Annotated in this window: 32 protein-coding genes; 10 read left to right on the top strand and 22 right to left on the bottom strand. The window is 56.3% G+C overall.

Annotated features, from left to right (window positions below):
- Positions 1 to 44 precede the first annotated feature (44 nt).
- From G583_RS0110125 to G583_RS0110110, 4 genes are all read right to left on the bottom strand, one after another.
- Entirely contained in the window at positions 45 to 611 is a 567-nt protein-coding gene (locus G583_RS0110125; protein WP_022871063.1) for a type 1 glutamine amidotransferase domain-containing protein, read from the bottom strand.
- Between the two features lie 104 nt (positions 612 to 715).
- Positions 716 to 1,156, bottom strand: a complete 441-nt coding sequence (locus tag G583_RS0110120; RefSeq protein ID WP_022871062.1) for a YtoQ family protein — start codon at positions 1,154 to 1,156, stop codon at positions 716 to 718.
- Positions 1,157 to 1,231: 75 nt separating this feature from the next.
- Positions 1,232 to 1,885, bottom strand: coding sequence for a hypothetical protein (locus G583_RS0110115; RefSeq protein WP_022871061.1), 654 nt, complete (start codon positions 1,883 to 1,885; stop codon positions 1,232 to 1,234).
- A gap of 87 nt (positions 1,886 to 1,972) precedes the next feature.
- On the bottom strand, positions 1,973 to 2,497 hold the full coding sequence (locus G583_RS0110110; protein WP_022871060.1) for an SRPBCC family protein: 525 nt from the start codon (positions 2,495 to 2,497) through the stop codon (positions 1,973 to 1,975).
- A gap of 93 nt (positions 2,498 to 2,590) precedes the next feature.
- Between G583_RS0110110 and G583_RS0110105 the strand changes: the two genes are divergently transcribed.
- From G583_RS0110105 to G583_RS0110095, 3 genes are read left to right on the top strand one after another with little or no spacing between them, the layout of a single operon-like run.
- A complete protein-coding gene (locus G583_RS0110105) occupies positions 2,591 to 3,283 on the top strand; it encodes a histidine phosphatase family protein (RefSeq protein ID WP_022871059.1) in 693 nt (230 codons plus the stop codon).
- Between the two features lie 24 nt (positions 3,284 to 3,307).
- Positions 3,308 to 3,853: a DUF3090 domain-containing protein gene (locus G583_RS0110100; RefSeq protein WP_022871058.1), complete on the top strand. Its 546-nt coding sequence runs from the start codon at positions 3,308 to 3,310 to the stop codon at positions 3,851 to 3,853.
- Entirely contained in the window at positions 3,853 to 4,620 is a 768-nt protein-coding gene (locus tag G583_RS0110095) for an SCO1664 family protein (protein WP_022871057.1), read from the top strand. Before G583_RS0110100 ends, G583_RS0110095 begins: the two co-directional genes overlap by 1 nt.
- Before the next feature lie 64 nt (positions 4,621 to 4,684).
- On the opposite strand, the gene G583_RS0110090 is transcribed toward G583_RS0110095, so the two are convergent.
- The 4 genes from G583_RS0110090 to G583_RS0110075 all read right to left on the bottom strand — a co-directional run bounded on the left by G583_RS0110090 (position 4,685) and on the right by G583_RS0110075 (position 8,184).
- Positions 4,685 to 4,981, bottom strand: a complete 297-nt coding sequence (locus G583_RS0110090) for a HigA family addiction module antitoxin (RefSeq protein ID WP_029629478.1) — start codon at positions 4,979 to 4,981, stop codon at positions 4,685 to 4,687.
- Positions 4,978 to 5,229, bottom strand: coding sequence for a type II toxin-antitoxin system RelE/ParE family toxin (locus tag G583_RS16615; RefSeq protein WP_084677362.1), 252 nt, complete (start codon positions 5,227 to 5,229; stop codon positions 4,978 to 4,980). The genes G583_RS0110090 and G583_RS16615 overlap by 4 nt, the downstream gene beginning before the upstream one ends.
- Before the next feature lie 5 nt (positions 5,230 to 5,234).
- Positions 5,235 to 6,320: a redox-regulated ATPase YchF gene (ychF, locus tag G583_RS0110080; protein ID WP_022871056.1), complete on the bottom strand. Its 1,086-nt coding sequence runs from the start codon at positions 6,318 to 6,320 to the stop codon at positions 5,235 to 5,237.
- Positions 6,321 to 6,444: 124 nt separating this feature from the next.
- A complete protein-coding gene (locus G583_RS0110075) occupies positions 6,445 to 8,184 on the bottom strand; it encodes an L-aspartate oxidase (RefSeq protein ID WP_022871055.1) in 1,740 nt (579 codons plus the stop codon).
- 77 nt (positions 8,185 to 8,261) lie between these two features.
- Between G583_RS0110075 and G583_RS0110070 the strand changes: the two genes are divergently transcribed.
- Positions 8,262 to 9,200, top strand: a complete 939-nt coding sequence (locus tag G583_RS0110070; RefSeq protein WP_022871054.1) for a LysR family transcriptional regulator — start codon at positions 8,262 to 8,264, stop codon at positions 9,198 to 9,200.
- A 10-nt stretch (positions 9,201 to 9,210) separates the two neighbouring features.
- Here the strand turns inward: G583_RS0110070 and G583_RS0110065 are convergent, their stop codons facing one another.
- The 5 genes from G583_RS0110065 to G583_RS0110045 form a co-directional block, all read right to left on the bottom strand.
- On the bottom strand, positions 9,211 to 11,289 hold the full coding sequence (locus G583_RS0110065; RefSeq protein WP_022871053.1) for a heavy metal translocating P-type ATPase: 2,079 nt from the start codon (positions 11,287 to 11,289) through the stop codon (positions 9,211 to 9,213).
- 123 nt (positions 11,290 to 11,412) lie between these two features.
- Complete coding sequence (locus tag G583_RS15535) at positions 11,413 to 11,898, bottom strand: hypothetical protein (RefSeq protein ID WP_022871052.1); 486 nt, start codon at positions 11,896 to 11,898, stop codon at positions 11,413 to 11,415.
- 29 nt (positions 11,899 to 11,927) lie between these two features.
- The gene (locus G583_RS0110055) at positions 11,928 to 12,476 is read right to left on the bottom strand and encodes a hypothetical protein (protein ID WP_022871051.1); all 549 of its coding nucleotides are present in this window, start codon (positions 12,474 to 12,476) and stop codon (positions 11,928 to 11,930) included.
- A 111-nt stretch (positions 12,477 to 12,587) separates the two neighbouring features.
- Entirely contained in the window at positions 12,588 to 12,917 is a 330-nt protein-coding gene (locus tag G583_RS15530) for a thioredoxin family protein (RefSeq protein WP_022871050.1), read from the bottom strand.
- 74 nt (positions 12,918 to 12,991) lie between these two features.
- Complete coding sequence (locus G583_RS0110045) at positions 12,992 to 13,819, bottom strand: SDR family oxidoreductase (protein ID WP_022871049.1); 828 nt, start codon at positions 13,817 to 13,819, stop codon at positions 12,992 to 12,994.
- 147 nt (positions 13,820 to 13,966) lie between these two features.
- On the opposite strand from G583_RS0110045, the gene G583_RS0110040 reads away from it, so the two are divergent.
- On the top strand, positions 13,967 to 15,184 hold the full coding sequence (locus G583_RS0110040; protein WP_022871048.1) for a DNA recombination protein RmuC: 1,218 nt from the start codon (positions 13,967 to 13,969) through the stop codon (positions 15,182 to 15,184).
- A 6-nt stretch (positions 15,185 to 15,190) separates the two neighbouring features.
- Complete coding sequence (locus tag G583_RS15525; RefSeq protein WP_022871047.1) at positions 15,191 to 15,655, top strand: YybH family protein; 465 nt, start codon at positions 15,191 to 15,193, stop codon at positions 15,653 to 15,655.
- On the opposite strand, the gene G583_RS0110030 is transcribed toward G583_RS15525, so the two are convergent.
- On the bottom strand, positions 15,652 to 16,563 hold the full coding sequence (locus tag G583_RS0110030; RefSeq protein WP_022871046.1) for a hypothetical protein: 912 nt from the start codon (positions 16,561 to 16,563) through the stop codon (positions 15,652 to 15,654). The two genes, G583_RS15525 and G583_RS0110030, sit on opposite strands and share 4 nt — an antisense overlap.
- A gap of 78 nt (positions 16,564 to 16,641) precedes the next feature.
- On the opposite strand from G583_RS0110030, the gene xseA reads away from it, so the two are divergent.
- Together xseA and G583_RS0110020 are read left to right on the top strand one after the other, a co-directional pair.
- Positions 16,642 to 17,922: an exodeoxyribonuclease VII large subunit gene (gene xseA, locus G583_RS0110025; protein WP_022871045.1), complete on the top strand. Its 1,281-nt coding sequence runs from the start codon at positions 16,642 to 16,644 to the stop codon at positions 17,920 to 17,922.
- Positions 17,915 to 18,190 (top strand): exodeoxyribonuclease VII small subunit, encoded by a 276-nt coding sequence (locus tag G583_RS0110020; RefSeq protein ID WP_022871044.1) that lies wholly within the window; start codon positions 17,915 to 17,917, stop codon positions 18,188 to 18,190. Before xseA ends, G583_RS0110020 begins: the two co-directional genes overlap by 8 nt.
- A 13-nt stretch (positions 18,191 to 18,203) precedes the next feature.
- Here the strand turns inward: G583_RS0110020 and G583_RS0110015 are convergent, their stop codons facing one another.
- From G583_RS0110015 to G583_RS15520, 3 genes are read right to left on the bottom strand one after another with little or no spacing between them, the layout of a single operon-like run.
- Positions 18,204 to 19,439 (bottom strand): pyridoxal phosphate-dependent aminotransferase, encoded by a 1,236-nt coding sequence (locus G583_RS0110015; RefSeq protein WP_022871043.1) that lies wholly within the window; start codon positions 19,437 to 19,439, stop codon positions 18,204 to 18,206.
- Between the two features lie 42 nt (positions 19,440 to 19,481).
- Positions 19,482 to 20,429: a hypothetical protein gene (locus G583_RS0110010; RefSeq protein WP_022871042.1), complete on the bottom strand. Its 948-nt coding sequence runs from the start codon at positions 20,427 to 20,429 to the stop codon at positions 19,482 to 19,484.
- A 17-nt stretch (positions 20,430 to 20,446) separates the two neighbouring features.
- Positions 20,447 to 20,902, bottom strand: a complete 456-nt coding sequence (locus G583_RS15520; protein WP_022871041.1) for an NUDIX hydrolase — start codon at positions 20,900 to 20,902, stop codon at positions 20,447 to 20,449.
- Positions 20,903 to 20,957: 55 nt separating this feature from the next.
- On the opposite strand from G583_RS15520, the gene G583_RS0110000 reads away from it, so the two are divergent.
- Positions 20,958 to 22,808, top strand: a complete 1,851-nt coding sequence (locus G583_RS0110000; protein ID WP_022871040.1) for a tetratricopeptide repeat protein — start codon at positions 20,958 to 20,960, stop codon at positions 22,806 to 22,808.
- Positions 22,809 to 22,835: 27 nt separating this feature from the next.
- On the opposite strand, the gene G583_RS0109995 is transcribed toward G583_RS0110000, so the two are convergent.
- The 4 genes from G583_RS0109995 to G583_RS0109980 form a co-directional block, all read right to left on the bottom strand.
- Complete coding sequence (locus tag G583_RS0109995) at positions 22,836 to 23,186, bottom strand: hypothetical protein (protein ID WP_169558783.1); 351 nt, start codon at positions 23,184 to 23,186, stop codon at positions 22,836 to 22,838.
- 134 nt (positions 23,187 to 23,320) lie between these two features.
- Positions 23,321 to 24,532 (bottom strand): hypothetical protein, encoded by a 1,212-nt coding sequence (locus G583_RS16415; RefSeq protein WP_022871038.1) that lies wholly within the window; start codon positions 24,530 to 24,532, stop codon positions 23,321 to 23,323.
- Positions 24,533 to 24,544: 12 nt separating this feature from the next.
- A complete protein-coding gene (locus G583_RS0109985; RefSeq protein WP_022871037.1) occupies positions 24,545 to 25,387 on the bottom strand; it encodes a hypothetical protein in 843 nt (280 codons plus the stop codon).
- A gap of 80 nt (positions 25,388 to 25,467) precedes the next feature.
- Positions 25,468 to 26,088: a GNAT family N-acetyltransferase gene (locus G583_RS0109980; protein ID WP_029629475.1), complete on the bottom strand. Its 621-nt coding sequence runs from the start codon at positions 26,086 to 26,088 to the stop codon at positions 25,468 to 25,470.
- A 70-nt stretch (positions 26,089 to 26,158) separates the two neighbouring features.
- On the opposite strand from G583_RS0109980, the gene G583_RS15510 reads away from it, so the two are divergent.
- Complete coding sequence (locus G583_RS15510) at positions 26,159 to 26,776, top strand: 5-formyltetrahydrofolate cyclo-ligase (RefSeq protein ID WP_022871035.1); 618 nt, start codon at positions 26,159 to 26,161, stop codon at positions 26,774 to 26,776.
- On the opposite strand, the gene G583_RS0109970 is transcribed toward G583_RS15510, so the two are convergent.
- Positions 26,773 to 26,997 carry a hypothetical protein gene (locus G583_RS0109970; protein WP_022871034.1) on the bottom strand — a complete coding sequence of 75 codons (225 nt, stop codon included), beginning with the start codon at positions 26,995 to 26,997 and terminating at the stop codon, positions 26,773 to 26,775. The genes G583_RS15510 and G583_RS0109970 overlap by 4 nt on opposite strands.
- Position 26,998: the final 1 nt, after the last annotated feature.

Raw genomic sequence — 26,998 nt, 5'->3', positions numbered from 1 at the left:
TCGGTAGCGGGCCCTTGAGATCAGCCCCTCAGCGCAGGGAACGATTATGTAGTCTGTTGACGGTGCTTACCTTCCGCAGCCTCTTCAATGAGCTTGGCGTTGAACGCATCAAGATCGCCTGGGTTCCGTGAAGTAGTCAAACCGTTGTCTACGACGACTTCTTGGTCCACCCAGTTGGCTCCGGCGTTCTTCAAGTCGATGGAAATCTTATCGACACTCGTGACCTTCCGGCCTTCGACGACGCCGGCGTTGATTAGCAGCCATGGGCCGTGACAGATCGACGCGACCGGTTTCTTCGCCGAGAAGAACCCACGCACAAAGTTGAGTACGTCTTCGTTGGTACGCAACGTATCAGCGTTCAGAGTGCCACCAGGCAGCACGACAGAGTCAAAGTCTTCAGCTTTTGCTTCGCTAATGTTGCGATCCACTGTGAAAGTATCTCCGTGCTCCCAGTCGCCCTGCATAGCGGTGATACTGTCTTGCTTATCTGAGACCAACACCGGAGTAGCTCCGGCATTTTTCACAGCGTCCCATGGTGAGGTAAGTTCCACTTGCTCAACGCCGTTGGTAGCGACGAATGCAATAGTGTGTCCGTTTAGGTTTTCAGTCATACAGACCTCCTTGAGTCCTTGATGTTGGACTTCATGGTCCAGCCAAACAGTCTCACGTCATCATGGCAAGCCCTGTTCAACGAATATGCTTACGCGAACCTCTCTTAGGCTTTGAGCACGTACCGCAGAGTCTCTACCACTTGATCGGTGGTTGTGCACCAGGCCTGCGCCTCGGCATCGACTTCCTTGAGCGGATGAACAATATCCTCATCGTGCAGTGTCACGTAGGGCTTACCTAGTGCTGCGGCGTAGCCGGCGTCAAAAGCGGCATTCCACTGCTTATACTGGTCGCCGAAACGCACCACGACCATATCGCTCTGCTCGATCAACGTGCGTGTGCGAATCGCATTGACCTTTGCCGACTGGTGGTCCCGCCAGAAGTTGTTCTCTGGCTTACCGAGGTGATCACCCGCTGCATCGCTAGCAGGGTGGTCAGTCACTGGCGCGGTAAAGACTATATCCAAGCCCTCAGCCTCAGCACCGCGCTGAATTTCCTCGCGCCAATCGGTATGGATCTCACCGGAAAGATAAACATGAAAAGTCATGACGACAACCTCCTCTAACGGGTATGGGCAAATCAAACGTCGTATTCACCATACTCGAGAAGCCCCGAGGGTACGTTACTGCTGTGAACCGTAGTACTCAGGATGCAGTTCCTGCACAGCATCACTCCACTGTTGAAAATCTTCGGGACACATATGCTGCATGCCGTACACCATAATGTCTGCCATGCTCATCTGTGCCTGCTCTCGTTCGGCCTCTGGAAGACTTTCCGGAATCTGGTTCATAAACAGCGGTGACGTATCGATGTGCATTTGGACAGTTGAAGCATCCGTATCGTGATTGTTCAGGATTGCTGTTTCACACGCATCAGCGGTCAAGGCAAGCGTTAGACTTTCGGCCTCTGGGGACCAAACCCCGCCTTGTTGCTCGACGTGGGTGCGCTGCTCTTCAATAAATTGCTGCTGTTCTGGTGTGACCGCTGACAGCTGCGAACCGTCCAGTGGAAGCTGTTGATCCTCCATAAACTGGTCCCGCTCGGCCAAGGCATCTTCCATACCCGGCTGCTGAGAATCGTTGCCGTCGGTCGCTGGTGCCTCCTGGGCTTCTGACGAGTCGGGGCCTTGGACGCCGTTTGCCGGTCCCGTTGCGGCGTCACTGGCAATTGGGGTTATCTCGGGTGACACTTCTTCGTCAGAGGAGCACCCTGACAAGACCAAACCAGTGATCATTGCCGAGGCTAGGACTATTTTGTGAGTGATGGAGCGAGACATAATACCCGTTCAGTAGTAGACAGTGAGTCTAATCTAGCGGTTTCGTGTAGGACAGATGGGTATATTTATCGTTGACGTCGTCAGAGCTTATTTTTCGGCAATCCGTTTGATTGCGGCCAAGGTAGCCGGTATCCCCTGGTGTGCGTCTTCAATGCGTGCTTCGATCAGACCAGGGGCTTTATCGCCGTATTTTTCATGGAACATCTCGATCCCAGCGGGCAGGAACTCCCAAAACTCTGTCAGTTCAGTCCCCTCGTCGAGCGGAGCCATGGTGTACGACCAGCGCACATAGCCCTCCCCGACCACCCAGGCGAATTCTCGGCCTCGTTCTGCCACGACGACTTCACTGACCGTTTCCCAGGTATGACCGTCACGCTCATTTCGTCCGGTAAAGTGTGCACCAACTTGTGCGGAGTCTCCGTCGTGCCACCAACAGCTTTTGCAGATTGGGCTCCACTCGCCGGTTCTGGTCACATCTGAAATCAGGTCGTAAACCGCTTCTGGGGAGGCATGTATCGCGATCGCTTCTTGACGTTCATAGCTAGCCATAGCCAAAGTATTCCAGGCTTCAACCAGACCCACAACGGTTCGCTCAGCGTAGTCAGCTGACACGTAAGCGCCGTCCTCAATCCCGAATCCACGAAAGGCCTAATCTAGCGGCTTAGGAGTCGCCTTGTCACGGCACTGGTGGTTAGGCTGGGCTCTATGGCCACAGTTATTCTTGTGCGGCACGGTCGCACCACAGCTAACGCCGCCGGAGTGCTGGCGGGTCGGTCCCCCGGGGTCAAACTCGATGAGACCGGACATGACCAGGCAGCGGACACCGCAGATCGTTTAGCTCCGATACCCCTCGTCGGCGTTGTTTCCAGTCCACTGGAACGATGTATTCAGACTGCCCAGGCCGTGCTGCAACGCCAGGCACAAGCACACGACCTGCCGACGGACTCGGATTTGAACGAGTGTGATTATGGGTCCTGGCAAGGTCGCACCCTCGCCGAGCTAACCAAAGAGGACCTCTGGTCGCAGGTTCAATCACACCCGTCGGGGGTGACGTTTCCAGGCGGGGAAACCATGGCAGGAATGCAGGCCCGGGCAGTGTCGGCTATTCGCCGTCACGATGCAGCTTTCGAGGTTGAGCACGGACAAGGCGCGGTGTGGGCAGCAGTCAGCCATGGAGACATTATCAAGTCCATCCTGGCCGATGCCTTAGGAATGCACCTCGACCTTTTTCAACGCCTGAGTGTAGGCCCAGCTTCCGCTTCGATTGTGCATTACGGTACGAATGGTCCGCGGGTGTACGCGATCAATACCGAAGCCGGGGATCTTTCTTGGCTCGCTCCCGGCTTACTGAGTTCCGAGGCCCCAGTAGGCGGCGGAGCAGGCCACCAAACATCATGAACGCAACCGGTCTAGGATATTAAAATGCCCACTACAACCCACGAGTTCAATTGGCCCGATCGTGTTGTCATCGGCACCATCGGTAAGCCCGGCGAACGAGCCTTCTATTTGCAGGCGCGTTCCGGAGCAGAGTTGGCCAGCATCGCTCTAGAAAAACAGCATGCGGCACTCGTAGCAGAAATGTTCGACGAGATGCTAGATGAGCTCAGCACACTCGAAGGCAATCCACACAGCGTCCCATCGCATACCCCTGTGGAAATAGTCGACAATGAACCGCTGGAAGGGGTCGTGGAACTCTTCCAGGTTGGCTCCATGAACCTTGGTTGGGACCCCACCGTGGCACAGGTTGTGCTGGAGGCCCACGCTTTCCGCGACGCTGATACCGAAGAGGGCCTGCCCCAGCAAGAACCAAATGCTGATGAGGTTCTCCGAGTGCGGATGCCAGTCGGTATGGCGCGAGCTTTTGCTAAACGCACCCATGAAATCGTGGCCGCTGGACGTCCGATCTGCTCCAGCTGTGGTCACCCCATGGATCCTGACGGGCACACCTGCGCCGGACCCGAACAGTAATGCCCGACCAAGAACTGCTCACCGCCGAGCTGGAACTCGCCGGCCGCATCACAACGGCGTCCAATGCAACATTTTTCGGGACAATCGGCGATGTCAGTGTCGTGTACAAACCTATCGCAGGCGAAAAGCCACTATGGGACTTTCCGCACGGTACCTTAGCCCACCGGGAGGTGGCGGCCTTTCTCGTATCCGAGGCCCTCGGCTGGGATGTAGTGCCGCGCACCTGGTTGCGCGATGGTCGCTTCGGTGAAGGAATGGTACAGCTGTGGCAAACAGCAGATCTCGAACAGCATGCGGTAGACCTGATGCCAACCGACGACCTGCCAGCTACGGGGTGGAAAACCGTGCTGCACGGTCAGGATGGCGACGGTGAACAGGTCACGCTGCTGCACGAAGACACCCCAGAACTTCGTCGCATGGCCATATTTGACGTGCTGGTCAACAACGCCGATCGGAAAGGCGACCATATCCTCCCCATGCCCGACGGGCACCGGTACGGTGTGGACCATGGACTGTGTTTTCATGCAGAGCATAAGCTCCGCACCGTGCTCTGGGGGTGGATTGAGGAGCCACTGAGTGAAGACGAGTTGCAGGCAGTCGACCAACTCAACGATGCATTATCTGGCGAGCTGGGCCAAGAGTTAGCCAATTTTCTCAGTGAAGAGGAACTATCTGCGTTAGTCACCCGTTGTTCTGAATTAGCCGACACCGGGCAGTTCCCCGCACCAAGCGGTCATATGCCTGCGGTGCCTTGGCCACTGTTCTAAAACGAAACCCGAGCGCACCTTAGCGCAACATTATGACCGCAGGGCTCCATGAAATCGTTATTGATTACGCCACCCGTAGTGGGGTGATTTCGTCAAGCTGATCACTGATCGCTTCCCGTTCGACTTCGAGATCGTAGTGCGACTGCAAGTTAATCCAGAACTGCGCTGTCATCCCGAAGTAGCGGCCCAGCCTCAGCGCGGTATCTGCCGAAATCCGACGCTTACCGTGCACAATTTCATTGATCCGGCGTGGCGGAACACCAATGGACACCGATAGCTTGTGCTGCGTAATCCCCATCGGTTCCAAAAACTCTTCCATTAAAATCTCGCCGGGATAGATGGGTGGAATTTTGTCACTCATGTCGCCTCCCAATGGTAGTCGGTGATCTCTACGTCACCAGGACCGGCTGGCGTCCAAACAAAACAGATTCGCCACTGGTCGTTAATCCTTATGCTGTGTTGACCAGCGCGATCACCTCGAGGAGCCTCCAGCTGATTCACCGGTGGGACTCGAAGCTCATCAAGTTCAGTTGCACCATGCAACAAGAGCAATTTGGAGAGCGCTCTCCGTCGCAGTCGAGGATCGAGCCGCTTGGCGCGTCGCGTCAATAACGTTAGACGTTAAATCTAAATTCCACGACGTCGCCATCCTGCATGAGGTATTCCTTACCTTCAAGACGGACTCTGCCTTTTGCCTTGGCTTCGGCCATTGAACCAGCATCGAGCAGATCTGCGAATGAGACAATCTCGGCGCGAATAAAACCACGCTGGAAGTCAGTGTGGATAACACCGGCAGCTTCTGGAGCAGTGTCACCCTTATTGATGGTCCAAGCGCGTGCTTCTTTTGGCCCTGCGGTCAGGTAGGTCTGTAGGCCAAGGGTTTCGAAACCAACGCGAGCGAGTTGGTCCATTCCGGATTCTTCGCGGCCGGCCATCTCGAGCATTTCTTGGGCTTCTTCTTCTGACATTTCCACGAGTTCGGATTCGAACTGGGCATCGAGGAAGACTGCACGTGCAGGTGCCACTAGGTCGGCAAGCTCTTGCTGCTTGGCTTCGTCGCCCAGAATGTCGTCATCAGAGTTGAAGACGTAGATGAATGGTTTTGCGGTGAGCAGGTTGAGTTCCTGCAGGTGTTCCATGTCCAGTTTGTCGGAGTCGATGGAAGAGAAGATGGTGTCGCCGCGTTCAAGAACGGCTTGCGCTGCAACCATGGCATCCAGGACTGCTTTATCCTGTTTTTTGCCTTTGACTTCTTTTTCAACGCGTGGGATGGCACGTTCTAAGGTCTGCATGTCCGCGAGAATCAGCTCGGTGTTGATCGTTTCCATATCCGAGCTGGGGTCGATTTTGCCGTCGACGTGGATAACGTCGGAGTCTTCGAATACGCGAACGACCTGGGCGATGGCAGAGGATTCGCGAATGTTGGCGAGGAACTGGTTTCCTAGGCCTTCACCTTCGGAAGCACCTTTGACAATGCCGGCGATATCGACGAACGATACGGTGGCGGGCAGGATTTTTTGGGAGCCAAAGATTCCTGCGAGCTGGTCCAGGCGCTGGTCCTTGAGATCGACTATTCCAACGTTGGGGTCGATGGTTGCGAACGGGTAGTTCGCGGCAAGAACCGTCTGGCGGGTAAGGGCGTTAAAGAGCGTTGACTTGCCTACGTTGGGCAGTCCGACAAAACCAATTGATAAAGACACGGCGCCTACTCTACCTTGTCGAAAATGTCCCTCGCTCACGTATACCGGTTTTTGAAATTGACAGCGGAATGCTGGCCGGTCGATGGTTCGCTGTGCCAGCGAACCATCGACCAGACCACGTTATTTATTCAACGAGTTTGCCCTCGGTGCTGACTTCGCGGATCAGGGAGCTAATGTCCTCCGGTACCGGTGCAATTTCTTCTCGAGTGACGCCGTCGGTAGGTGACCACACGAGGTTGACCTGCATATCCGGGTCCATCTCTGGATAGTCGCTGCGGTTGTGGCAACCACGCGTCTCTCTGCGCTCGAGTGCTGCTTCCAGGGTGGCGCGTGCGGAAAGGACTGAGGATTTCAGATCATACGCGTGGGCAAGATCCTGGAACCCGGCGATATCTGGGTGAATTCCGACGTTGGCCATGCGCGCTTCAATTTCTTCCAGCTGTTTTAGTCCAGCGGTCAGCCCCGCTTCGGTTCGCACCACACCGGCGTATTCGGTCATCATGTCGCGTATGGCACGCTGCAGTGCGCGGACATTTTCTGTTCCGTCGGCAGCAAGCAGTCGATCGACTTCACCGCGAGCTTTCGCAACCACCTCGGCCGACCGGGTGTGTGCCTGCAGATTGGCTGAGTAGTTTGCCGCAGCCTGTCCCACGATGCGTCCGAAAACCAGCAATTCGATCAGGGAGTTGCCACCCAAACGATTCGCTCCGTGCAGTCCACTGGAGGCTTCCCCTATTGCATAGAGACCAGCTACATCTGTTGAGTGGTCTTCTGGTCGCACCCAGACACCGCCCATGGAGTAGTGTGCGGTCGGTGCGATCTCGATGGGTTCCCGGGTCACATCGAGCATCTGTACTTCCATCATGGTTTGGTACACACGTGGCAGTCGTTGCAGGATCACTTCTCGAGGTAAGTGCGATAGGTCGAGCCAGACTCCCCCGTTTTCAGTACCCCGACCTTCTTGAATCTCGGTATAGGCTGCGAGCGCCACGCGGTCTCGAGTGGAGAGTTCCATGCGCTCTGGGTCGTAGCGTTCCATGAACCGCTCCCCCAATGCGTTGCGTAGAATGCCGCCTTCGCCGCGAGCTGCTTCTGAGATGAGGGTTCCGGCCGCATTTTCTGGCTCAATGATCCCTGATGGGTGGAACTGCACCAGTTCTGGGTCGCGAAGCCGAGCACCGGCTTCGACTGCCAGACGGAATGAATCACCGGTGTTCTCGTCGCGGCGAGAGGAGGTACGGCGCCAGATGCGGTTGTGTCCTCCGGCCGCCAGTATCACGGCGTCGGCGTGGATGAGGTATCGTCTGCCGTCGTTGACGTCGAAACCATAGGCACCGAAGACGGTATTGCCTTCGGTCAGGATGTCGGTGATGTAGACGGTGTCGAGTATGGCGATCTCAAGTTGCTCGCTGCGCTTGACCAGGCTGCGCTGGATTTCCAGGCCGGTGTAGTCGCCAGCGAATGCAGTGCGCCGGAACGTATGGGCGCCAAAGAAGCGCTGAGAAATGCGGCCATCGTCTTCGCGGGCAAAGCCCATACCGTAGCGTTCCAGGTCTGCGATGCCTTGCTCTGCGCCTTTCGCCACGATCTCCACGGTTTGTGGGTCCGCTAAGTGATAGCTTTCTTTGATCGTGTCTGCTGCATGCTGCTGCCACGAGTCCTCTTCATCCATGGTTGCCAGCGCTGCGTTGATGCCACCTGCGGCCAGCGAGGTGTGTGCGTCATGACGTGGACGCTTTCCAACCGCTAGGACATCGACGCCAAGTTCGGCCAATTCGATCGCGGCCCGAAGGCCTGAACCTCCAGTACCGATCACTAACACGCTGGTAGAAATTTGCTGTTCTTGGGTTTTGTTCTTCAACATGCTCCCACGGTAAGAACCCCACTGACGATCAGTCCAATGAATTATCCGACTCGTTTCGATGCATATATGCTATTGACATGAATCTTGAACAGCTGCGAAGTTTCCTGGCCGTGGCGGAAACCGGTCATTTCACCAAGGCTGCAGCCAAACTCCACGTCGCTCAACCGACGTTGAGCCGGCACATTTCGGGTTTGGAAACCGAGCTTGGCTCCGAACTCTTCAACCGCGCTAGGGGCAATATCACACTGACTGCCGCCGGTGAAACACTACTGCCGGTAGCCTCTCGCATGCTGGCCGATGCAGAACATATCCGATTCCAAATGCACGAAATGGCTGGGCTGCGCCGCGGCAGAGTCCGGCTCGGAGCACCGCCAAGTATGTGCGTTTCCGTGGTCGCCGAGGTTGTCGGCCCGTATCACCGGGATTACCCGGGTGTTGATCTGCACCTGCGAGAGTCTGGGTCGCATCATTTACTGAACGAGCTGGTCGGCGGAACGTTGGATCTTGCTTTGATCGTTGCCTCGGAGCACGATCCCGCCTCTGCAGAGAGTCTTGAACACACGCCGTTATTCGTCGAAGAACTTGTAGTCGTTTCAGCAGATCCACAACATTTTGTAGGCCATGAGGCAGAGCTCTCGCTGCGTGGACTGGCAGATATGCCGCAAATCGTCTTTTCGGAAAGCTACGACCTTCGTGCCGCCACGATGGGGGCGTATCGTGCACACGACCTAGCACCCAATGTCGTTCTGGAAGGCGCTGAAATGGATGCTGTGCTGCGCTTTGTTGAGCGAGGGCTGGGTGTGGCCGTGGTTCCGGCAACCGTTTTGTTAGACCGACCTGGTTTGGAGTCGCGTCGGCTCATCGAGCCTTCACTGACCCGGACGATCGCCCTTGCACATCGCAAAGACGTGCAGCTGAGCCGAGCGGCCGGCGCGATGCAAAACATGATTCTTCAAACCGTGGCTGAATTAGCGGCCCAAAACCCGGCCATCCGACTGATTGAACCCGAACTCTAGGACGTTGCCCTTAGGCATTCTGGAGGACTGCTTGCGTGCTGGCTTCAGGTCTGAGGTCAATCCGACGTAGCAGCTGTGCATTCAGTGCCACCACAATCGTGGAAAGCGACATCAACACCGCTCCAACTGACATTGGTAGAACAAATCCAATGGGGGCCAAAATACCAGCGGCCAACGGCACAGCCAGGATGTTGTACGCCGCAGCCCACCACAGGTTCTGTTTCATCTTTGCATACGCTGCTCGGGACAGGTCAATGACAGAGATGACGGAGCGAGGATCCGAGCTGGCGAGGATGACGCCTGCGGAAGCGATCGCTACGTCGGTGCCTGCCCCGATCGCGATACCAACGTCTGCTTGGGCAAGAGCTGGAGCGTCGTTGACACCGTCACCAACCATGGCCACCCGTTTGCCTTCATCTTGCAGCTGGGAGACTTTTGCAGATTTATCTTCCGGGCGTACACTGGCAAAAATCCGGTCGATACCAAGTTCGTGTCCAACAGCATGGGCTACGGCTTCTGCATCCCCGGTGATCATCACAACTTCAGCACCGAGACGGTGCAGTGCTGTGACTGCATCGTAGGATTCCGGGCGAATTTCATCCGCCAGTTTCAGCCCACCGATCATGGTGCCGTTACGCAACACATGCAAGATGATCGCACCCTCGGTTCGCCAGTTATCGGCGGCCTCGATTTCTGGTTGGTGGGTTTCTTCCAGCAGTGCGGGTCCACCTACTCGTATTTGGTGTCCATCGACCGTGGCTGTCACTCCAACCGCGGGTGATGAAGCAAACCCCGTGGCTGCTGGTACGGCCAGGCCTCGTTGCTTGACCGCACTGACGATGGCTTTTGCTAGCGGGTGTTCACTATCTGCTTCTGCCGCTGCGGCCAGGGCCAGTACAGTGTCTTCCTCGAAATCACCCGTGATTTCAACGGCATTAACAACCGGATCGCCCTTGGTCAGGGTGCCGGTTTTATCAAACAGCACAGCATCAACGTGGCGCATGGATTCCAACGCCAAACGATCCTTGATGAGCACTCCCCCGCGTGCTGCCCGTTCGGTGGCAATGGAGACGACCAACGGGATAGCAAGCCCAAGGGCGTGTGGACAGGCAATGACCAACACCGTGACAATACGGACGACTGCGGCGTCGGGCTCACCGATAGCAAACCATACGATGGCGGTGATTGCCGCAGCACCCAGTGCAAACCAAAAGAGCAAAGCTGCTGCACGATCTGCAATGCGCTGCGCACGAGATGAGGATCCTTGGGCTTCAGCAACCAGACGGTTGATCCCCGCCAGGGCGGTGTCATCACCGATCGCGTTGATTTGTATTCTCAAACCTGAATCGGTGGCTACCGTTCCCGCAATCACGATTTCGCCTTCTCCGCGGATGACCGAGTGTGATTCGCCGGTGAGCATCGATTCATCCATGGCCGCCCTACCATCAACGATCTCACCGTCTGCTGGGACACTGCCACCGGGGCGAACCACCACCACATCGCCAACCTGCAGCTCGGAGGGGTCAACCGTGATGATGTCGTCCCCTTCAATGCGCTCGGCTTCATCAGGGAGCAACGCTGCAAGTGAGTCGAGAGCGGAGGTGGTCTGTTCCAGGGAACGCATTTCGATCCAGTGCCCCAACAGCATGATCACGACCAGTAAAGCCAGTTCCCACCAGAATTCGAGTTCTGGTTCGATGATGCCAAGTGTTGCCGCCCAGGAAGCGAAGAAGGCAACGGTAATACCTAGGCTGATCAGCAACATCATGCCCGGTTGTCGGGCTTTGATCTCTTCCTTGGCGCCGGTCAAAAATGGCCAGCCGCCCCAGGCATACATGACGGTGCCCAGTAGCGGTGAGATCCACAGCGACCAGTCTGGAACGGTATAGCCAAGCAGACTGGCGAACATCGGCGAGAAGATCACGACCGGGATGGCGATGACGAGGTTAATCCAGAACAGCCTACGGAACTGCCCTACGTGGTCACCGTGGTCGTGATTCCCATGATGGTCGTGCTGACCGTGACCTTCATGCTCGTGTTCAGTGGCGGTCTGCCCACCATGGTTGTGATGAGTATGGTGATCAGCCATCAACGCTCCTTTGCTGCGACACTGTTAACGAGATCAGTTAAACAGCAGTCTGGCATAATGTCGCGAATTTTGCGTTGATTCAGCTATCTTCGGCTGTGGTTATGCCAACAAGTAAGTACGAAGCTAGTGGTCGTGGCTCATCGGACCGTACCCGCCCAGGTAAGCGCCCGGGATATGTTGGAGGCGGCAGATGCACGATTCGACGAATTCGCCAAACGTTTGGTCGTTTTGACCGTAGAACCGCGCGGTGACATAGGCTTCAACGTTGAGTGAGAAATGTGCCTCTTCTGCGTGCAGCATGAGCACCCATGACTCGCACGTAGGTTCATCCTCAGCTACCTGGAGACCTTGAATGATCCAGTTTCCTAGCAGGTATCGCAGCAGGATATCTCCGAGACAGATGGTCAGATCGACTATCAGTTCTTCCCACAACACCATGGCAGCTTCGGTGTCTCGTTGGTGCCAAAGCGTCCCAACTTTTACACACAGCGCATCGAGTTCTTCCGGATCATCGGTGTTGGCATATGGTGCAAGACGGGCGTCTGCTTGGTGACGATGTTCGAGTTCGTGACATTCCAACTGCCGGATGTACTCTGCTGTCTCTTCCATGCGGTTTCCTTTCGCGCTACGAGCGTCCGCTAGGCAGCCAGGTAATCTTCTGGTTCGATGTCGTTGCCGATCACCCAGGGCGTTTCGACCTCATCTCGGATCAGATAGCCCTGATTCCAATCGATAATCTGGTCAAAGATTTCATCAAGGGGCATCGGAAACCGATCAGCGACAAAAACGCGAGTGTAAATAATGTCGGCGATCATCACGGTCTGGCCGGCGAACCGGTCGACGAGTAGCCGTCCGGGTACGGCACTCCAGTACTGTTCTACCGCCTCGGCGTCGGGGTCTTCCGTCACGGTGAGGTCAGTAGCCAGTCGTGCAAGGGTAGTCTCGTTCATGAGCTCTTCGCCGAAGTAGCCAGTCAGACCACGGAACAGTGCGAATGATTTGTCCGTGAGCTTCCCGGATTCATCGCGTTTTATCCGGTCGATGACGAAATAGGCATAGTCTTCAAAAGTGCTCACCCCGTGGTCCCGACCGATTTTCTGGAAGCGTTTTACATCTTGTCGAAGAATAGTTTTCTCACGGCGGTTGAACGCTCTCGGCGTGAGGTTGAGTAGTTGTGCGGTGGTCATGGCAACTCCTGTTGTATCCGAGATTGTTTGGATACCAAGAGTTTGCAAGATGCACAGTCCACAGGTGATCGTGTCAGCCAGATTGTGGATAACTCGGTTGGTGGATCGGAGTTAGTCTTGCTCAGGAGTCAGTAGTCGAATCTCATCGATAATCTCACCGAGCTGGCGCCTGGTGGTAACTCCCGACTTCGCGAACACATGCTTCCCGTTGCGGAAAGCGATCAGTGTAGGCAGTGAGCGCACGCCCATAATCCCGGCGAGTTCTTGTTCTTCATCGGTATTCACCGTTGCGAACACCACGTCGTCGAATTGTTCGGCGACGTCCGAAAAGATCGGGCTGAATCGCATACACGTGGTGCACCAGGGTGCCCAGAAGTCGACGATAACGGTCGCGTTGCTCTCCACTGTTGGCGCCAAGGTGGCAAGTGTGAGTTCTCGCATCGTCGTTCCTTCTCTGCTGGTTAAACACAGGTGGTCCGAGGCAACTGCCCCGGACCTCACCCTAGTGGTTTTTACTAGTCGACGAAGATGTCTTTTTCTAACTCATTGGGATCAATGCCCGGCGAGTATTTGGCAAAGTCAGTCACGCCTGCATCTTCCAGTACATCTTCACACAGCATGGTGCGACCAGCATATGTTGTCGGCTCTGCCGTCAGGACAGCATGTGCGGAGTCTGAGTAGACTTCTGGAGTCCGCGAGCGCTCATACATTTCGCTACCGCCAAGTGCGTACTGCACCGCGGCGGTCTGGATGGTGGTTTTGGGCCACAAGCAGGTCGCTGGAATCTGATACTGTGCTCCGATGCCCAGGGCTGCAAGACTCATGCTGTATTTGGCCATCATGTAGGACGGTGCTGCTCCGAGCCACTTTTGGCTCATGTTCAACGGTGGTGACAGACTCAGAATGCGTGGGTCCGCAGATTTTTTCAAGTGCGGTAGGGCGGTTCTGGTGAGCAAGAATGTGCCCCGTACGTTGATGTCGTGCATCAGATCGTAGCGTTTCATATCGATCTGGTCTGCTGGTTCCAGATTGATCGCTGAAGCGTTATTGATGACGATGTCGATGCCGCCAAACTCTTGTACCGCAGCGTCCACGGCAGCCTGAACGTCAGCTTCCTCGCGTACATCTCCGACGACTGGCAGGGCCTTGCCACCGGCTTCGCGAATTTCTTCAGCGGCGGTGTATACCGTTCCGGGCAGTTTTGGATGTGGTTCTGCCGTCTTGGCCAGCAGGACGACGTTGGCGCCGTCTTCTGCCAGTCGCTTGGCGATTGCTAAGCCGATACCGCGGCTTCCACCGGAAATGAGGACGGTTTTTTCATGCAGAGTCGAGTTGGACACCATTACTCCATTCAATCGTGGACGTGGTCTACGCTACATTCTGCCAGAGTTTCTCGATACTGTCCGTACCGGGTACTTTGAGGTCTGGTGTGGCGCCACTCGCAGCGCGCCAGGCTTATCGTGTCCCTGGGGTGTGCCAGGGTTGTGGGTATGGAGATTTCAACTGCGATTGTGCTGTGCCTTCTGATCGCCCTCGTCTGCTTTGCCGCTGGTATTTTTGTCGGGTCACGCCTTGCTACAAACCGCGCTACCTCAACCGATGATGCCGACCTGCGTGAGCAATTAGCGACAGCGCAGACACGTGCCGAGCTGTTGGAACGTCAACGCCACGAAGATCGCGACCAATTCCAATCGCAGCAACAGATCGTCCAGATGCTTGGGCCGCTTTCCAAGCAGTTGGAGCATTTGGGAGGCCAAGTCTCGCAACTAGAACGCGATCGAGGTCAGCAGTACGGGCAGCTGTCCCAGCAACTGCGGACGGCGCACGCCACTGATGCAGCACTGCTCGAGAACACGCATAAACTGGTTGCCAGCCTGCGCTCTTCATCAGCGCGTGGCCACTGGGGTGAAGTCCAACTGCGGCGCATAGTGGAAGCTGCCGGCATGCTGCGCCATACAGATTTTGAGGAGCAAGTCAGTTTCTCCAGCGATACGGCTGAACGTGATGGTGAAATCTTCCGTCCGGATATGTTGGTGCATCTACCCGGCGAGAAGTCGCTGGTGGTCGATGCCAAAGCACCGATGTCGGCCATCCTGCAAGCAGGCGAAGTGCCGACAGACGGCTCCGAAGAGGAACAACGTCGTCGCGCAGAATTAGAAGCCGCGCACGCCCGCGCGGTCCGCATGCACGTCAAAGACCTGGGCACCAAAAAGTACTGGGCTGCACTCGACAACACCCCGGACCTGGTGTTGTTGTTCCTGCCGGCTGAATCCCACTTATCAGCGGCACTTGAAGCTGATCCGCAATTACTCGACTACTCCTTCAGCCAGGGTGTAGCCCTGGTCTCCCCCGTCTCACTACTTGCCACGTTGAAGTCCGTCGCCTATGCCTGGCAACAAGAAAATCTGGTCGATAACGCGCGCACTGTTTTCGCCTCGGCACGCGAACTCTATGAACGCCTCGGTCTCATGGGTCGCCGCCTCGACTCGCTGGGCAAATCCATTAACACCACCGTCTCTCGGTTCAACTCCATGATGGCCACCCTCGAGGGACGCGTCATGCCATCGGCACGCAGACTCGAAGAACTCGATGCCTCACTGGACTCCATCGATTTACCCGATGCGGTTCAGCAGACTACACGTGATGTCACAGCCCCGGAACTTCAGGCCAATATCGACGCAACCGAACACACCACGGATGAAAGGTAGCAGACTGTGAATCGACAATCACCGAAATCGATTCTCACAGGCTTCCAACAAGCCTGGAACGCTCATGATGCCGATGCTCTTGCCGAACTCTTTGTCGACGATGCACACTTCGTCAATGTCACGGGATTGTGGTGGTCCAATAAGGCGCAAATCCGTAAAGCACACGCGTTTGGATTTGAACGTATTTTTGGCGACTCAACAATGACCGTTGGCCGCACAGAAGTACGGATGCTGGGTGAAGATCATGCAGTGGTCCACGGTCGAGTCATCGTGACAGGCCAAAACACACCTGATGGCCAGCTTGCCGACGATCGACGCACCGTTTTTAGTTTTGTTGTGACCCGATTATCCGACGATCACGGCACACACTGGAAGGCTGTTGCGGCACACAACACCGACGTTGTCCCTGGAGGACCCGAAACGCACGTGAATTCCCCGGATGGCCAGCAAGCGGTACGATACCGTTCCTAATACCGTGCTCGTTGACGGTTCGCAGAAATGAATCCACCAAGAATGCCAAGCAGTGCACAGCCAAAGCCAATGGCCATCAGCACAATCAGCTGCGGATCAGCCCACTCCTGAAACGCCCGCAAGAACGAACGTGCCAAGGACAGCTGAGGCGTGTTTTCCGCCGATTCGAGGACTTGATTTTGCATCCATGCGAGCCCCAGTTTCAGCGCGACCCCGGTAATGGCGGTCAGCAGCCCGGAGATCAACCACACAATCCAACGACTGCCATGAGTAGCAACCAGCAAAGCCATCAACAACACAATGCCAGCAATCACCAACACGACCGGCCACAGCGTAATCAATTCTTCCGTCAAAACCGTCTGCTCTGCAGTCAACATGGTCACCGGTGGAATCGCCACGTCAATGCGCAGCTCCGGCTCAAGACCAAGCCCACCGCTGACACCCGGAATCCCGGCCACCGCATCATCGATCATCGAAATGCCTACCTCAGCTACCGGATCCAGCTGCAGCTGCAGTTGCGCGTCCGTCGAATTCTGGGCAATCGATTCACCGTTCTCCATCCGTTCACGCAACGAATCAATGCTCTGCGACCATCCAGCACGCGTCTGCTCCAAGCTTTCCGACCACGCCTCGTCGAAGTCCTCGTGCGCCGTCAGGTCACCAACCGCACTCGACACCGCCGCACTCACGGCATCTCCGACAGCACCGTTCTCAATGGACTCCGATGCCATGTTTCCTAACGCGTCCGGAACAGCAGATTTCAGTGGCTCTGCCGACTCACCAGAACCAAACATTGTTTGGACCGGCTCCGGTTCATTAATCACGCCATCAAGCTTCCACGCGACCAATCCCACCGAAGCAGTGATTCCAGCAACCAAGGCCAGCACGACAGCCAAAAAGTTACGCATCCGTGAATCCTACTTTCTCCAAAATTGGTCAAGTTGTGAAATCATCAGGGTATTAAAGAACTAGTTTAGGTGGAATTGATGACTGAACACATTCCTACCGGGAATGGACCCGATCAACCGCAACAAGCCGCGGACACCACACCAGATAATCCGTGGCCCCTATCCCGGCTATCAGACAACCTCAAACACTACATTGAGCGCGTCTCCCCCACCTGGATCGAAGGTCAGCTCATCGAGCACCGACTCTCCCGCGGTCACGCCTGGATGACCATGCGCGACCTTGACGTTGAAATGTCACTGCCCGTCGTAGCCTGGTCACGCACTGCCCGAAACTTTGATGCCGCCATCGCCGAAGGTGCACGCGTCGTGGCCCTGGTCAAGCCCAACTTCTACACCAAAACCGGGCGACTGACCATGGTGGTCAATGAGATGCGCCCCGTCGGAATCGGTGAACTACTCGCCCGCGTCGAACGACTCCGTCGCGCCCTCGCCGAAGAAGGGCTCTTTGCCCCCGAACTCAAGAAACCATTACCCGTCCTGCCACAAAAAATTGGCCTCATCACCGGACGAAATTCCGATGCGATGCACGACGTCCAACGCAATGTGTGGCTTCGGTGGCCCTCAGCCCAATTCGAAGTGATCCACGCAGCCATGCAGGGCCCCCAGGTGGGTACCGAGGTAACGGCTGCACTGCGCGCGCTTGATCAGGATCCAACCGTTGACGTCATCGTGGTGGCACGAGGTGGTGGCGCGCTGGAAGAAGTCGTTTTGCCCTTCTCCGAAGAGCTCCTCATCCGAGCAGTGGCCGATATGACGACGCCGGTGGTCTCTGCCATTGGCCACGAACAAGATCGACCCGTGTTGGATGATGTGGCAGACTTCCGGGCATCCACCCCCACTGATGCAGCAAAAACTATCGTGCCCGATGCCGCTGTAGAACTCGCCGGTATCGCCGATGTCCGGGTTCGCATGGCCCAGGCCGTCCAGCGGCTCGTCGATGTGCAAGAACAACAGATTGCCCAACTTCGCTCACGACCAGTCATGGCCCAACCGGCCACGATGATCACGACTCGCGCCGAAGAAATTCAGCAAATCCTGGCGCGCACCCGGGCAACGTTTGCTCACCAATTGGACCGCAGCACCGATCAGATCGGCCAACTCAAGGCTCGGGTCCGTGCGCTGTCCCCACAAAAAACTCTGGACCGTGGCTACGCCGTCGTGCAGCACGACAACACCGTCCTCCGCGATGCAGCCGCAGTGTCGGTGGGCGATGAACTTGATATTTTGGTGTCAGCAGGACGCCTGAGCGCAACCACCACATCGGTGACCGAAACGACACAGGAGCAACACCGTGACTGAAAACCCCGCCGAACAACCCGCCGTCGAAGGCTTCTCATCCGCCGATGTTTCTGACGTGCACTCGATGAGCTATGAACAAGCACGCACAGAACTGATCCAAACCGTAGAACGGCTTGAAGCAGGCGGTGCCGGGCTCGAAGAATCGTTGGCCCTATGGGAACGCGGCGAAGCCCTTGCCCGGCGCTGCGAGTCCTGGCTGGACGGCGCACGGGCACGTCTCGAAGAAGTCCGTGCTCAGACCCAACAGCCAGAGCAACCAGATGCCTAACTTCACGTGCCGTTTAGGCGTGCCGGTACCGGTAGTCGGCCAGGAATTCTGCGATGCGCTCGATGCCAATCGTCAGTTCGCGAACCGACGGCAAGGTCACCATCCGGAAGTGATCGGTTCCATGGTAGTTGAACGCTCGACCGTGGGAGACCAGGATTTGCTGTTGTCGCAACAGCTCAATGACGAACGCTTCGTCGTCGGCAATCGGATACATCTCAGGATCCAATTTCGGGAACAAATACAGCGCCCCCTTAGCTTCCTGTACTGATACACCGGGAATCTCTCGCAAGAGCGAGGTGGCCACGTTGCGCTGTTCCAGCAGGCGTCCGCCCGGCAAGATCAAATCATCAATGGACTGATAGCCACCCAGCGCCGTCTGGATCACGTGTTGTGCCGGCACATTCGCGCACATCCGCATATTGGCCAACAGCGTGAGCCCCTCCAGAAAATCAGCAGCACGGTGTTTCGCACCCGAGACAGCAACCCAACCGGCACGGTAACCAGCAACCCGGTAGGCTTTCGACAGGCCGGAGAACGTCAACACTAAAACGTCATCAGCAATTGAAGCAGCATGGATGTGTTCGGCATCTTCATAGAGGATCTTTTCGTAGATCTCATCCGATAACACCACCAGACCATTTTTCCGAGCCACTTCGAAAATCTTTTCAAGAGTTTCCCGTGAGTACACGGCCCCGGTTGGGTTGTTGGGGTTAATGATGACGATGGCTTTGGTCCGGTCCGTCACCTGAGCTTCCAGGTGCTCCAGATCCGGGGCCCAGCCTTCTTCCTCCACGCACCGGTAGTGCACGGCACTACCACCAGATAGCGTGGTCGCTCCGGTCCAGAGCGGGTAGTCCGGTGACGGGATCAGCACCTGATCACCGTCATCGAGCAGTGCCTGGAGGACCATGGAGATCATCTCAGAAACCCCATTGCCGATGAAAATGTCATCGCTGCGGATGTCCATGATGCCTTCGGTTTCGTAGTATTGCGAAACCGCGCGGCGTGCAGAGGTAATGCCCTTGGAGTCGGAATAGCCCTGGGCATCTGGCAGATTGGAGATCATATCTTTGAGGATCTCGTCTGGTGCTTCGAAACCAAATGGGGCAGGATTACCGATATTCAGGCGCATAATGCGCTGACCTGCGGCTTCAAGACGTTGGGCTTCTTCCAGGATTGGACCGCGCACATCGTAGCGGACATTAAGTAGTTTGGATGATTGACGAATGTCGCGGTAGGCGCGGGTCACGGGTCCTCCTGAAACTGTCGAGTTTAGGTTGATTGTAGATTACTACTGCACAGTGTCAGCCGAATTGTCAGTAACTGTGTCGCTATCGATCAGATCCTGTCCGGCAAGCCAGTGCCGAATGGCCTGGTCAACCTCGTAGTCCAAATCAGAAACGGAGAGACGCGAATTGTGAAAACCTCGCAAGAGTTCGGTGGCTGATTCGCCATCAAGTTCTTCCAGCACCGCGATGACGTCCCGGTGTAATATCGCTTGCTCATTATCCGGTGCGACTGCGGCCACGGCGCTACGCGGCCAGGTATCTGTTGCAACATCGAGGGTAGCCAGTCCTTGATCGTCGATAACGGGGTCGAGACTATAAAGCATGGCGATCACATCCGGTTCGGTTTTTAACCTGTCGGTGAGCTCGTCATAGGCTTCGGTCTCGTCACCCGAGGTGATTTCAAATTCCGGCTCACACCCTTGCTGGGCAAGTTCTGCGTTCATGGGCTCGATTTCATCTGCAAGGGATTCGGCATGGATCCATGTCAGGTCCTGGCAGGCGGCTAAGAGTTCTTCTCCCTCGTCGTCCTCGGTGCTTTCCTGCAGGTCCCGGCTAAATTGCTCCGAGGTGATCGTTGAAGCCGCAGCCACCAAGCCCAAGTCTGCAGGCGCCTGAGAAACGAGCTCCAGATCATTCGGAAGTTGAAGCTCTTGGTCATCGCTGCCTGGTTCCTGTTGTGCAGTGACGATTCCTATGACAGCGTGATCATCGGCTGTCTGCGTCTCCAATGCGGCAAAGACTTCAGCCGAGTCGGCATGGTCTTGGATTTCTACCGTGGTACCCCGGTCCTCAACGTATTCTGATACCGCCAAAGAGGTGGCCTGATCAAGCACCGACGAGGTGGTGACAATGGTCAGTTGTTCGACATCAGCTTCCTGGGTGTCTGAGCACCCGACCAACATGATGCTGGCAGCCGCGAGCATGCCACAGAATTTTGCAGAGAACTTCACCGAGGGGTCACCGTTTCCTAGGTCAAATCAATCGAGGCGACGGGCATACTCAAGGCTTCTTCGACCCATCCAGACACACTGTGTCCCTTGGTTTGTGCACGATTATGCAACTGGCTTATTGGAATCCACGCGGCGTCTGTAGACGAGCCACCAACCTCTGGACGAAGCGTTCCGGAGACGATATCGGCGGTGTATAAAATGCGCAAAATTTGGAGTGGAAGGTGTTGTCCAGGCACGCGTTTTTCCGTCGGGATCACGTGTGTGGAGGTAGACAAATAGCCTGTTAAAGCGACGTTGTAGCCGGTTTCTTCCCATACTTCACGGATGCATGCTTCTTGGGGTTGCTCCTCGAACTCGATACCCCCGCCGGGTAACGTCCAAAACGAGCCAATCGAGCTCTCCCATAGACTCAGCAAAACTTCATCTTGTTTCGTAATTAGCGCATAAGACGCCGGTCGCCACTGAAATTCCATATTTTCCTAGTCTAGTGGTCGTCACCACCTGCCGGGGATCACTAGACTATAAGTCATGGAATTCTCGACGTCGTCGGCTGAATTTGAAGGATCTGACAGCCACTCTGCTCTCCCGTCCATTCTCGAACTAAAATTGCGTTCGCTCCTAAGCAATGGACCAGCAACCCAAAACTTTCAGCAGGAGACCGCGCATACGGCTCGTGGTTGGTTGGATCTCGCGCATGAATCGGCGTATGCCGATGATCTGGAGTGGGCACTCGATTGTGCCAAACACGGTCTGGCGAGCTCTGGCACAAAGCCCGACGTCAAACTTGGGCTTTACCGCTTACTGGCATCGGTACATCATAAACTCGGTGATGAAACCGCCATGCAGCACGCGATTGACAAGCGGACCGAGCTCTTACGCGCCCTGGGTCAAACCCACCAGGCAGACATGGAAGACCAACTGGGTTCGATTTTATTTGCCGAAGCCGACGCCTTCGCTTCGACCGTGCTCGGCGGTGTGGCTGACCAAGAACGTGCACTCGACACCGAAGACTCCGTCCTGGCTGATGTCCTGATCGGGTTAGCTGTCCACCAGATGAGTCAAATGCGTGCTGAGGAAGCCCTCGAACTGATTGAAGAAGCTGTTGCGATGCAGCGTCGTCGCCACGAAGCAGGATTACGACTCTCTGCCGGTTCACTGGTCAACACCGAGATGTTCTTGGCGCATCTGAAATTCATGAACGAGCAAGTGGATGAAGCAGATACACTTTCCACCCAAATCTTAGAATCGGGTTGTAACCGGGCCGTTCGCGCCGCGATGTGGATGATGCAAGCGGTGATTGCCCACCACCGCAACGAGATGGCTGAGGCTGCCAACTTTGGGATCCGCGCATTAGAGCTTTACGCGCGACTACAGATCCGACCGGGTGCTGCCTCAGCAGCGTCCCTGGTTGCGTCTGTGGCCCGCCGTGCTGATCAGCATCAGCTCTCAGTGCTTGCCTGGAAAGTCGCTGTCGACCAGGCAGAACAAGGCGAGGTCGAAGAAACCTCAGGTTTGGTCGCAGCACTAGGACATCAACTGCTAGATGCAGGCGAAGTCGCCGAAGCCGAAGAAGTTCTCACCGGGTTGGTCACCCGTGAAAAGCTCACCGGCAACCATCAAGTTTTAGCCCATGCCCTCATTGATTTAGGAAATGCGGTATGCCGCCAAGAGCGGTTCAAGGAAGCCATCACCCACTGGCGTGATTCCATTGAAGCCTTCCTGAAAGTCGATGCCGTCCGCGAGGCCGCCCGCACCAGCCTGGGGGCAGGCATGAAACTTGCCGAGGCAGAAGACGAGACAGTATTTTCTGAAGCTGAACAGCTCATGCGGCAGGCCGTAGAAATGGCAAAAACGTCAGAAGATCCAGCAGTTGAAACACAGGGGCTGCGTGAGTTGGCGAAGCTCTTATGTGATCAATCGAAGCCCGAAGGCTTGGACCTCTACGACCAGGCGATCAAGCTGGCTGGTAAAGATGAGATCCGTTATGTTGCTGCCGAACTGACCCGTCAGAAAGCCCGTGCCTATGCGCTGTTTGGCAAAACAAATAAGGCTGTTGCCACCGCGTTGACCGCAGCGGATATGTTTGAGGACGAAGCCGAACTTTCCATGGGCCACGGCTGCGAACTCTTAGCCGGAAAATTCCTGATTGAAAACAGCAAATGGTTAGAGGCCACAACGCTGTTTTCCACGATCGCCGATGCAGAAGGCATTCAACCGCCGCTACGGCGTGCTGCTCTGTTGGGCCTCTCCACGGCATTGCGTGGTCAAGGTGATCAACAAGAATCTGAACGGGCGAAACAACAAGCCGAACGTATTCAGGTTGAGAAACCACTGGAGAAGGAGCACGAGTTCACCGCGGAGCACCTCTTCGACGACTAAGTCGATTCACGTGTTGCGGTGCCCGGGTTATTTGGCCGCCAGATTGTCGTTGACCCGCTCGAGGTCTTCAGCAATTTCTCCGGAATAGTTATCTGGCAGCAATTGGGCTGTGTGGGTACGCGATGAGCCGCCTTGCACCCACCCTTTGCCGTTGGCAAGATCCCCTGATGTACCGCAGGACGATGACACTGACCAATCATCTGGATTATTGGGTGACGGTTCGTTGTAGAGCAAAATACACCAGGCGTCTTGGCCATCGCGTGCCGCAAAGACGCTGAAGTCTTCACCTTCACCAACGAAGGTATGATTCTGCATTTGCATGTCCTCGCCCACGTCTTTTACCCGCTCAGGTATTTCACGCTCCTGGCTATCGTTCATGATCGCAAGTTCTGGATCTTCTGAACCTGAGCACCCCGCGAGCAAAAGTGCTGCAACACCTCAGCCTGCTACAAAATACTGTTTGGTCATATGCCAAGCCTGACAATCACTGTTACGGAATACAAGACCCGAGATCAAACACCGGGGAAAGACGACGGAGCCATGGCCAGCAGCGTTTCGGCAATCTGCAGATAAGCTCTGCCGCGTAATTGGGACTGCGCATCGGGTTGATGACTTGGAATGAGGCTCACAACCATCGCAGCTGACCGAACAGCAAGCGCATACGGATTGGTATATGGCGCCAACTGATTGAAGAATCGCATGGCGGTTTGCCAACCCCACCGCTGTTGCTCGTTATACCCGAGCACGGCAAGATGACCGATGAGACAGGCGTAGTCGTCCACGCGGAAACCTGGGCCCGCACCATCGACGTCTAAGAGCTGCTGAATGCGGCCGGTCCCCTGGTGTACCAGAATGTGGGCTTCGTAGAGGTCACCGTGGGTTGGAACGAGTGGACCAAGTTCTAGTCCCTCGTGCGCGTGCTCGAGCTGGTAGCCAAGATGTGCGACGCGAGCGTCGTCAGCGGGCATGGCTTGGCGCGCCGAGTATATGAATTCTTGGTGCCGGTCAGCCCATGATGGTCGATGCGGATAGTCCATGACTTGGCGAGGAAAACGGTCGAGGATGCCGATGAGTCGGCGTGGATCGAAATGGTTGTGCACGCCTTCGATGCGTACGAGTTCACCTAGCGGCATGCCTTGTCCACCGGCCAGCGCCAGGACATCGGCGACAGGTTCTGCGATGGGTGCGACCACGGGGACACCGGCTGCAGATAGCTTCACGTGGATGTTATACAACGCTGCTGCGGTGTTTGGGCGGAGGACCTTCAAGTAGATGGTCTCGCCCAATCCTGCTGGCTGGCGTGGGGCCAGGTGTGCTTTGAATACCGCTCGGTTCATTGGCCGGTAGATGACGGTCTGCAGCGAAGTGAGTTCTCGCTCTTGTGCGAAATACTGTTGGACCTGCGCCGGGGTTGCGGCCAGCCCGAGTCCTGGAAGCATCGGATCCTGCGGATGTTGCCAAATAAATACCTGATAGCCCAGGTGGTTGGTTGTTTGTCCCTGCGCTGTGGGTGGGACTTGCGCGGTGGTCATGCCGAAGTATGTTTGGCCTACTCCCCCTTCATGGTGGACCACGGCTTCGGCGATGCCATAGTAGTGCCCGGCACGGAATTGGACGTCGTGCAGTGTGGCACTTGCGATGCGATATCGGGGATCTGTCACCCCGTCCGCAAGGAGTCCGGTGAGTTCTGTCTCCAGGAAGGGACCGAAGCTACCGGCACTCATGGTTGTCTGACCTCACATGGCGCGGCGACGGTTCAGTACCTTGTCGAGGTCGAGTCGCGTGTTGGCTTTCTGCTGGATCTTTTCCTGGTACTGGCTGGAGACCCCTTCGCTTAGGTGTACCTGGCGCGATGGTGTTGGGTCCTGCGGGGTTTCCAATGGTTCTGGTGCTTCACGCTGCACTTCCGGAGTATCCAGGTACATTGGGCGCGGGACCGGTTGCCGTGCGGGCACCGGTGCTGGTGCCTCTGCGGCAGCCTCTTCTTGCGCTACCGGTTCTGCAACAGGCTCGTCATGCTCTTTGGCCGGGGCATCAGCGACGTCAAATACTTCGTCATTGGTGTTGACGTAGGTGTCCTGTTGGCTGGCCTCTGTGGTGTATTGCGCGATGGTTGCATCGAGACCTTCGGAGCGGCTGAGTTTCTCGCGTTCGCGGGCACGCTTTTTAGAATCCATGATGGCCAGGCCACGGAGTGCGCCATAGCTTGCGGCGGTGATCAGCACGCTGATGCCAGCGGTGACCCACGTAGCTGCACCAAAGAGACCGGCGATAAAGCAAATGACGGCAACCAGCAGTGCGATGACACCGATGCCGAAGATTGCGAGCCGGCCCCAGCGAATTGAGAATCCAGTGCCACCGGAGGTGGTCGAAGAGGGGGAAGATTGCATGGCTTTCCTTCGTTGGCGGGATTCGCGACTCTTTCGAGCCCGTTGTGTGACATCCGGTCGACGTGCAAGGATCACTAAGCCGACTACAACAACGACAGCAACGACAACAGACGTTGCGATATCGATTTCGGGCAGGAATCCGAGCGTAGCGGCTAAGGTCTCTTCAAGCTCTCGGATACGGTTGTCCACGATCTTTACGATATACCGGGTCAACCCGAAGTTGGCGGCTTTCTGGTCGTGTGTTGCCAGGTTTCAGCTATGAGGATGCTCTATGGAAGACGTGTGAGGAGTCCACCGGGTGGGATTTCCTGGACGGTGAGCGCGTATGATGCATGATCACGCCATTGACCGTTGATATGTATGTAGTCTTTCCTGATGCCTTCGGAGCGAAAGCCGAGTTTTTCAACGACGCGTATCGACGGCGCGTTTTCGGGGACGATGTTGATTTCGATCCGGTGTAATCCCACGTGGCTCAGCAAGTAGTCGGCCGCCAGTGCCACAGCGGTTGGCACAATGTTTTTTCCGGCCTGTTCTTTGTCGACCCAGTAGCCGAAGGTGGTGGAGCGCATGGATCCCCACAGCACCGGGGCGGCAATCATTTGACCGACGAGCTCGGGGCGGGCGGCTGGGCCGTCTTGGAAGAAAATGGCCCACGGGAATGAGACTCCTGCGGCACCATCGCGGTTGTGCGCCCTGACCATTGCCCCGTATGTCATGCTGGGAGGATTCCGTAGTGGATCGGTGGCCTCCCACGGGGTCAGCCAGGCTGCGTTGCGGTTGCGCACTTCATACCACTGTCTGCGATGGGGGTAACGAAGCGGCGCCAGCATCACGCGGTGGTGTTCCAGCGTGACGGGCCAGCTCGTAGGCAGCGCAGAAAATTGTTTCATGGGGTCATTGTATGTCGTTGGGCGCGCATCGTCTGTTTGCATGTTGTGTCCCCGGTGTCACAATAAGATTATGTCTCTTGAAACCAAGGATGAGCTCCGTCGTCAGTTCTTTAGCCAACGCAAGGAACTTGGACCTGAGGAGCGTCAGCGCCAATCCGAAAGTCTCTCTGAACAGCTCTTGGACTGGTATCGCGGGCTCGACGCCGCCAGTCGGTTTGCCAAGAAGGTTGCGTTGACGATTAAGTTTGGCACGGAACCAGATACCGATCCGGTGATGCATGCGCTGCATGCGGATGGCGTGGAGATTTGGGTGCCGATTTCGAATGCTGATCGTTCGATGTCGTGGACGCAGTGGTACCCACAGGTTCCGATGGAGCAGTCGAAGCTAGGTCCGATACAGGAGCCCACCGGTGAGCGTTTTGGTCCCGAGGTGGTGGCTGATGCCGACGTGATCTTCGTTCCGGCACTAGCTGCTGACACCGCCGGGTATCGGTTGGGTAAGGGCGGTGGCTATTACGACCGGCTCCTGGAGGCCTTGCCAAAAATTGCCGATGATGTCCCGTTGTTGGTGACACCGCTCTTTGATCACGAGTTCTTTGCAGCAGACGCGGAAGCTTTCCCCATCGAAGACCACGATCTACCGGTTCAGGCGGTCGCCACCGCAGCAAACGGTATCGTCTGGGTTTAATAGTGCGGAGGCCGCTGCTCTAGCATCCAGCGTTCTCGTTCCGTCAGCTGGCGGTCCTTCGACGGCTTGGGCTGTGGCTCGATGGATTCGATGCGCGGTTCGGGCCCGGTGGCAGACTGGGGGCCGGTACCGGCAACGGTGACTCGTCGACTCCCCCGTCGCTTTTTGCCACCGTCCTGACGCTTGTTACCGCTCTCGGGTTGCTCAGCGCGTTTACCCATG

Origin of the sequence: Yaniella halotolerans DSM 15476, from assembly GCF_000420805.1 — a bacterium.
In the GTDB taxonomy this organism is placed as follows: domain Bacteria; phylum Actinomycetota; class Actinomycetes; order Actinomycetales; family Micrococcaceae; genus Yaniella; species Yaniella halotolerans.
This window is presented reverse-complemented; position numbering and strand designations above follow the sequence as displayed.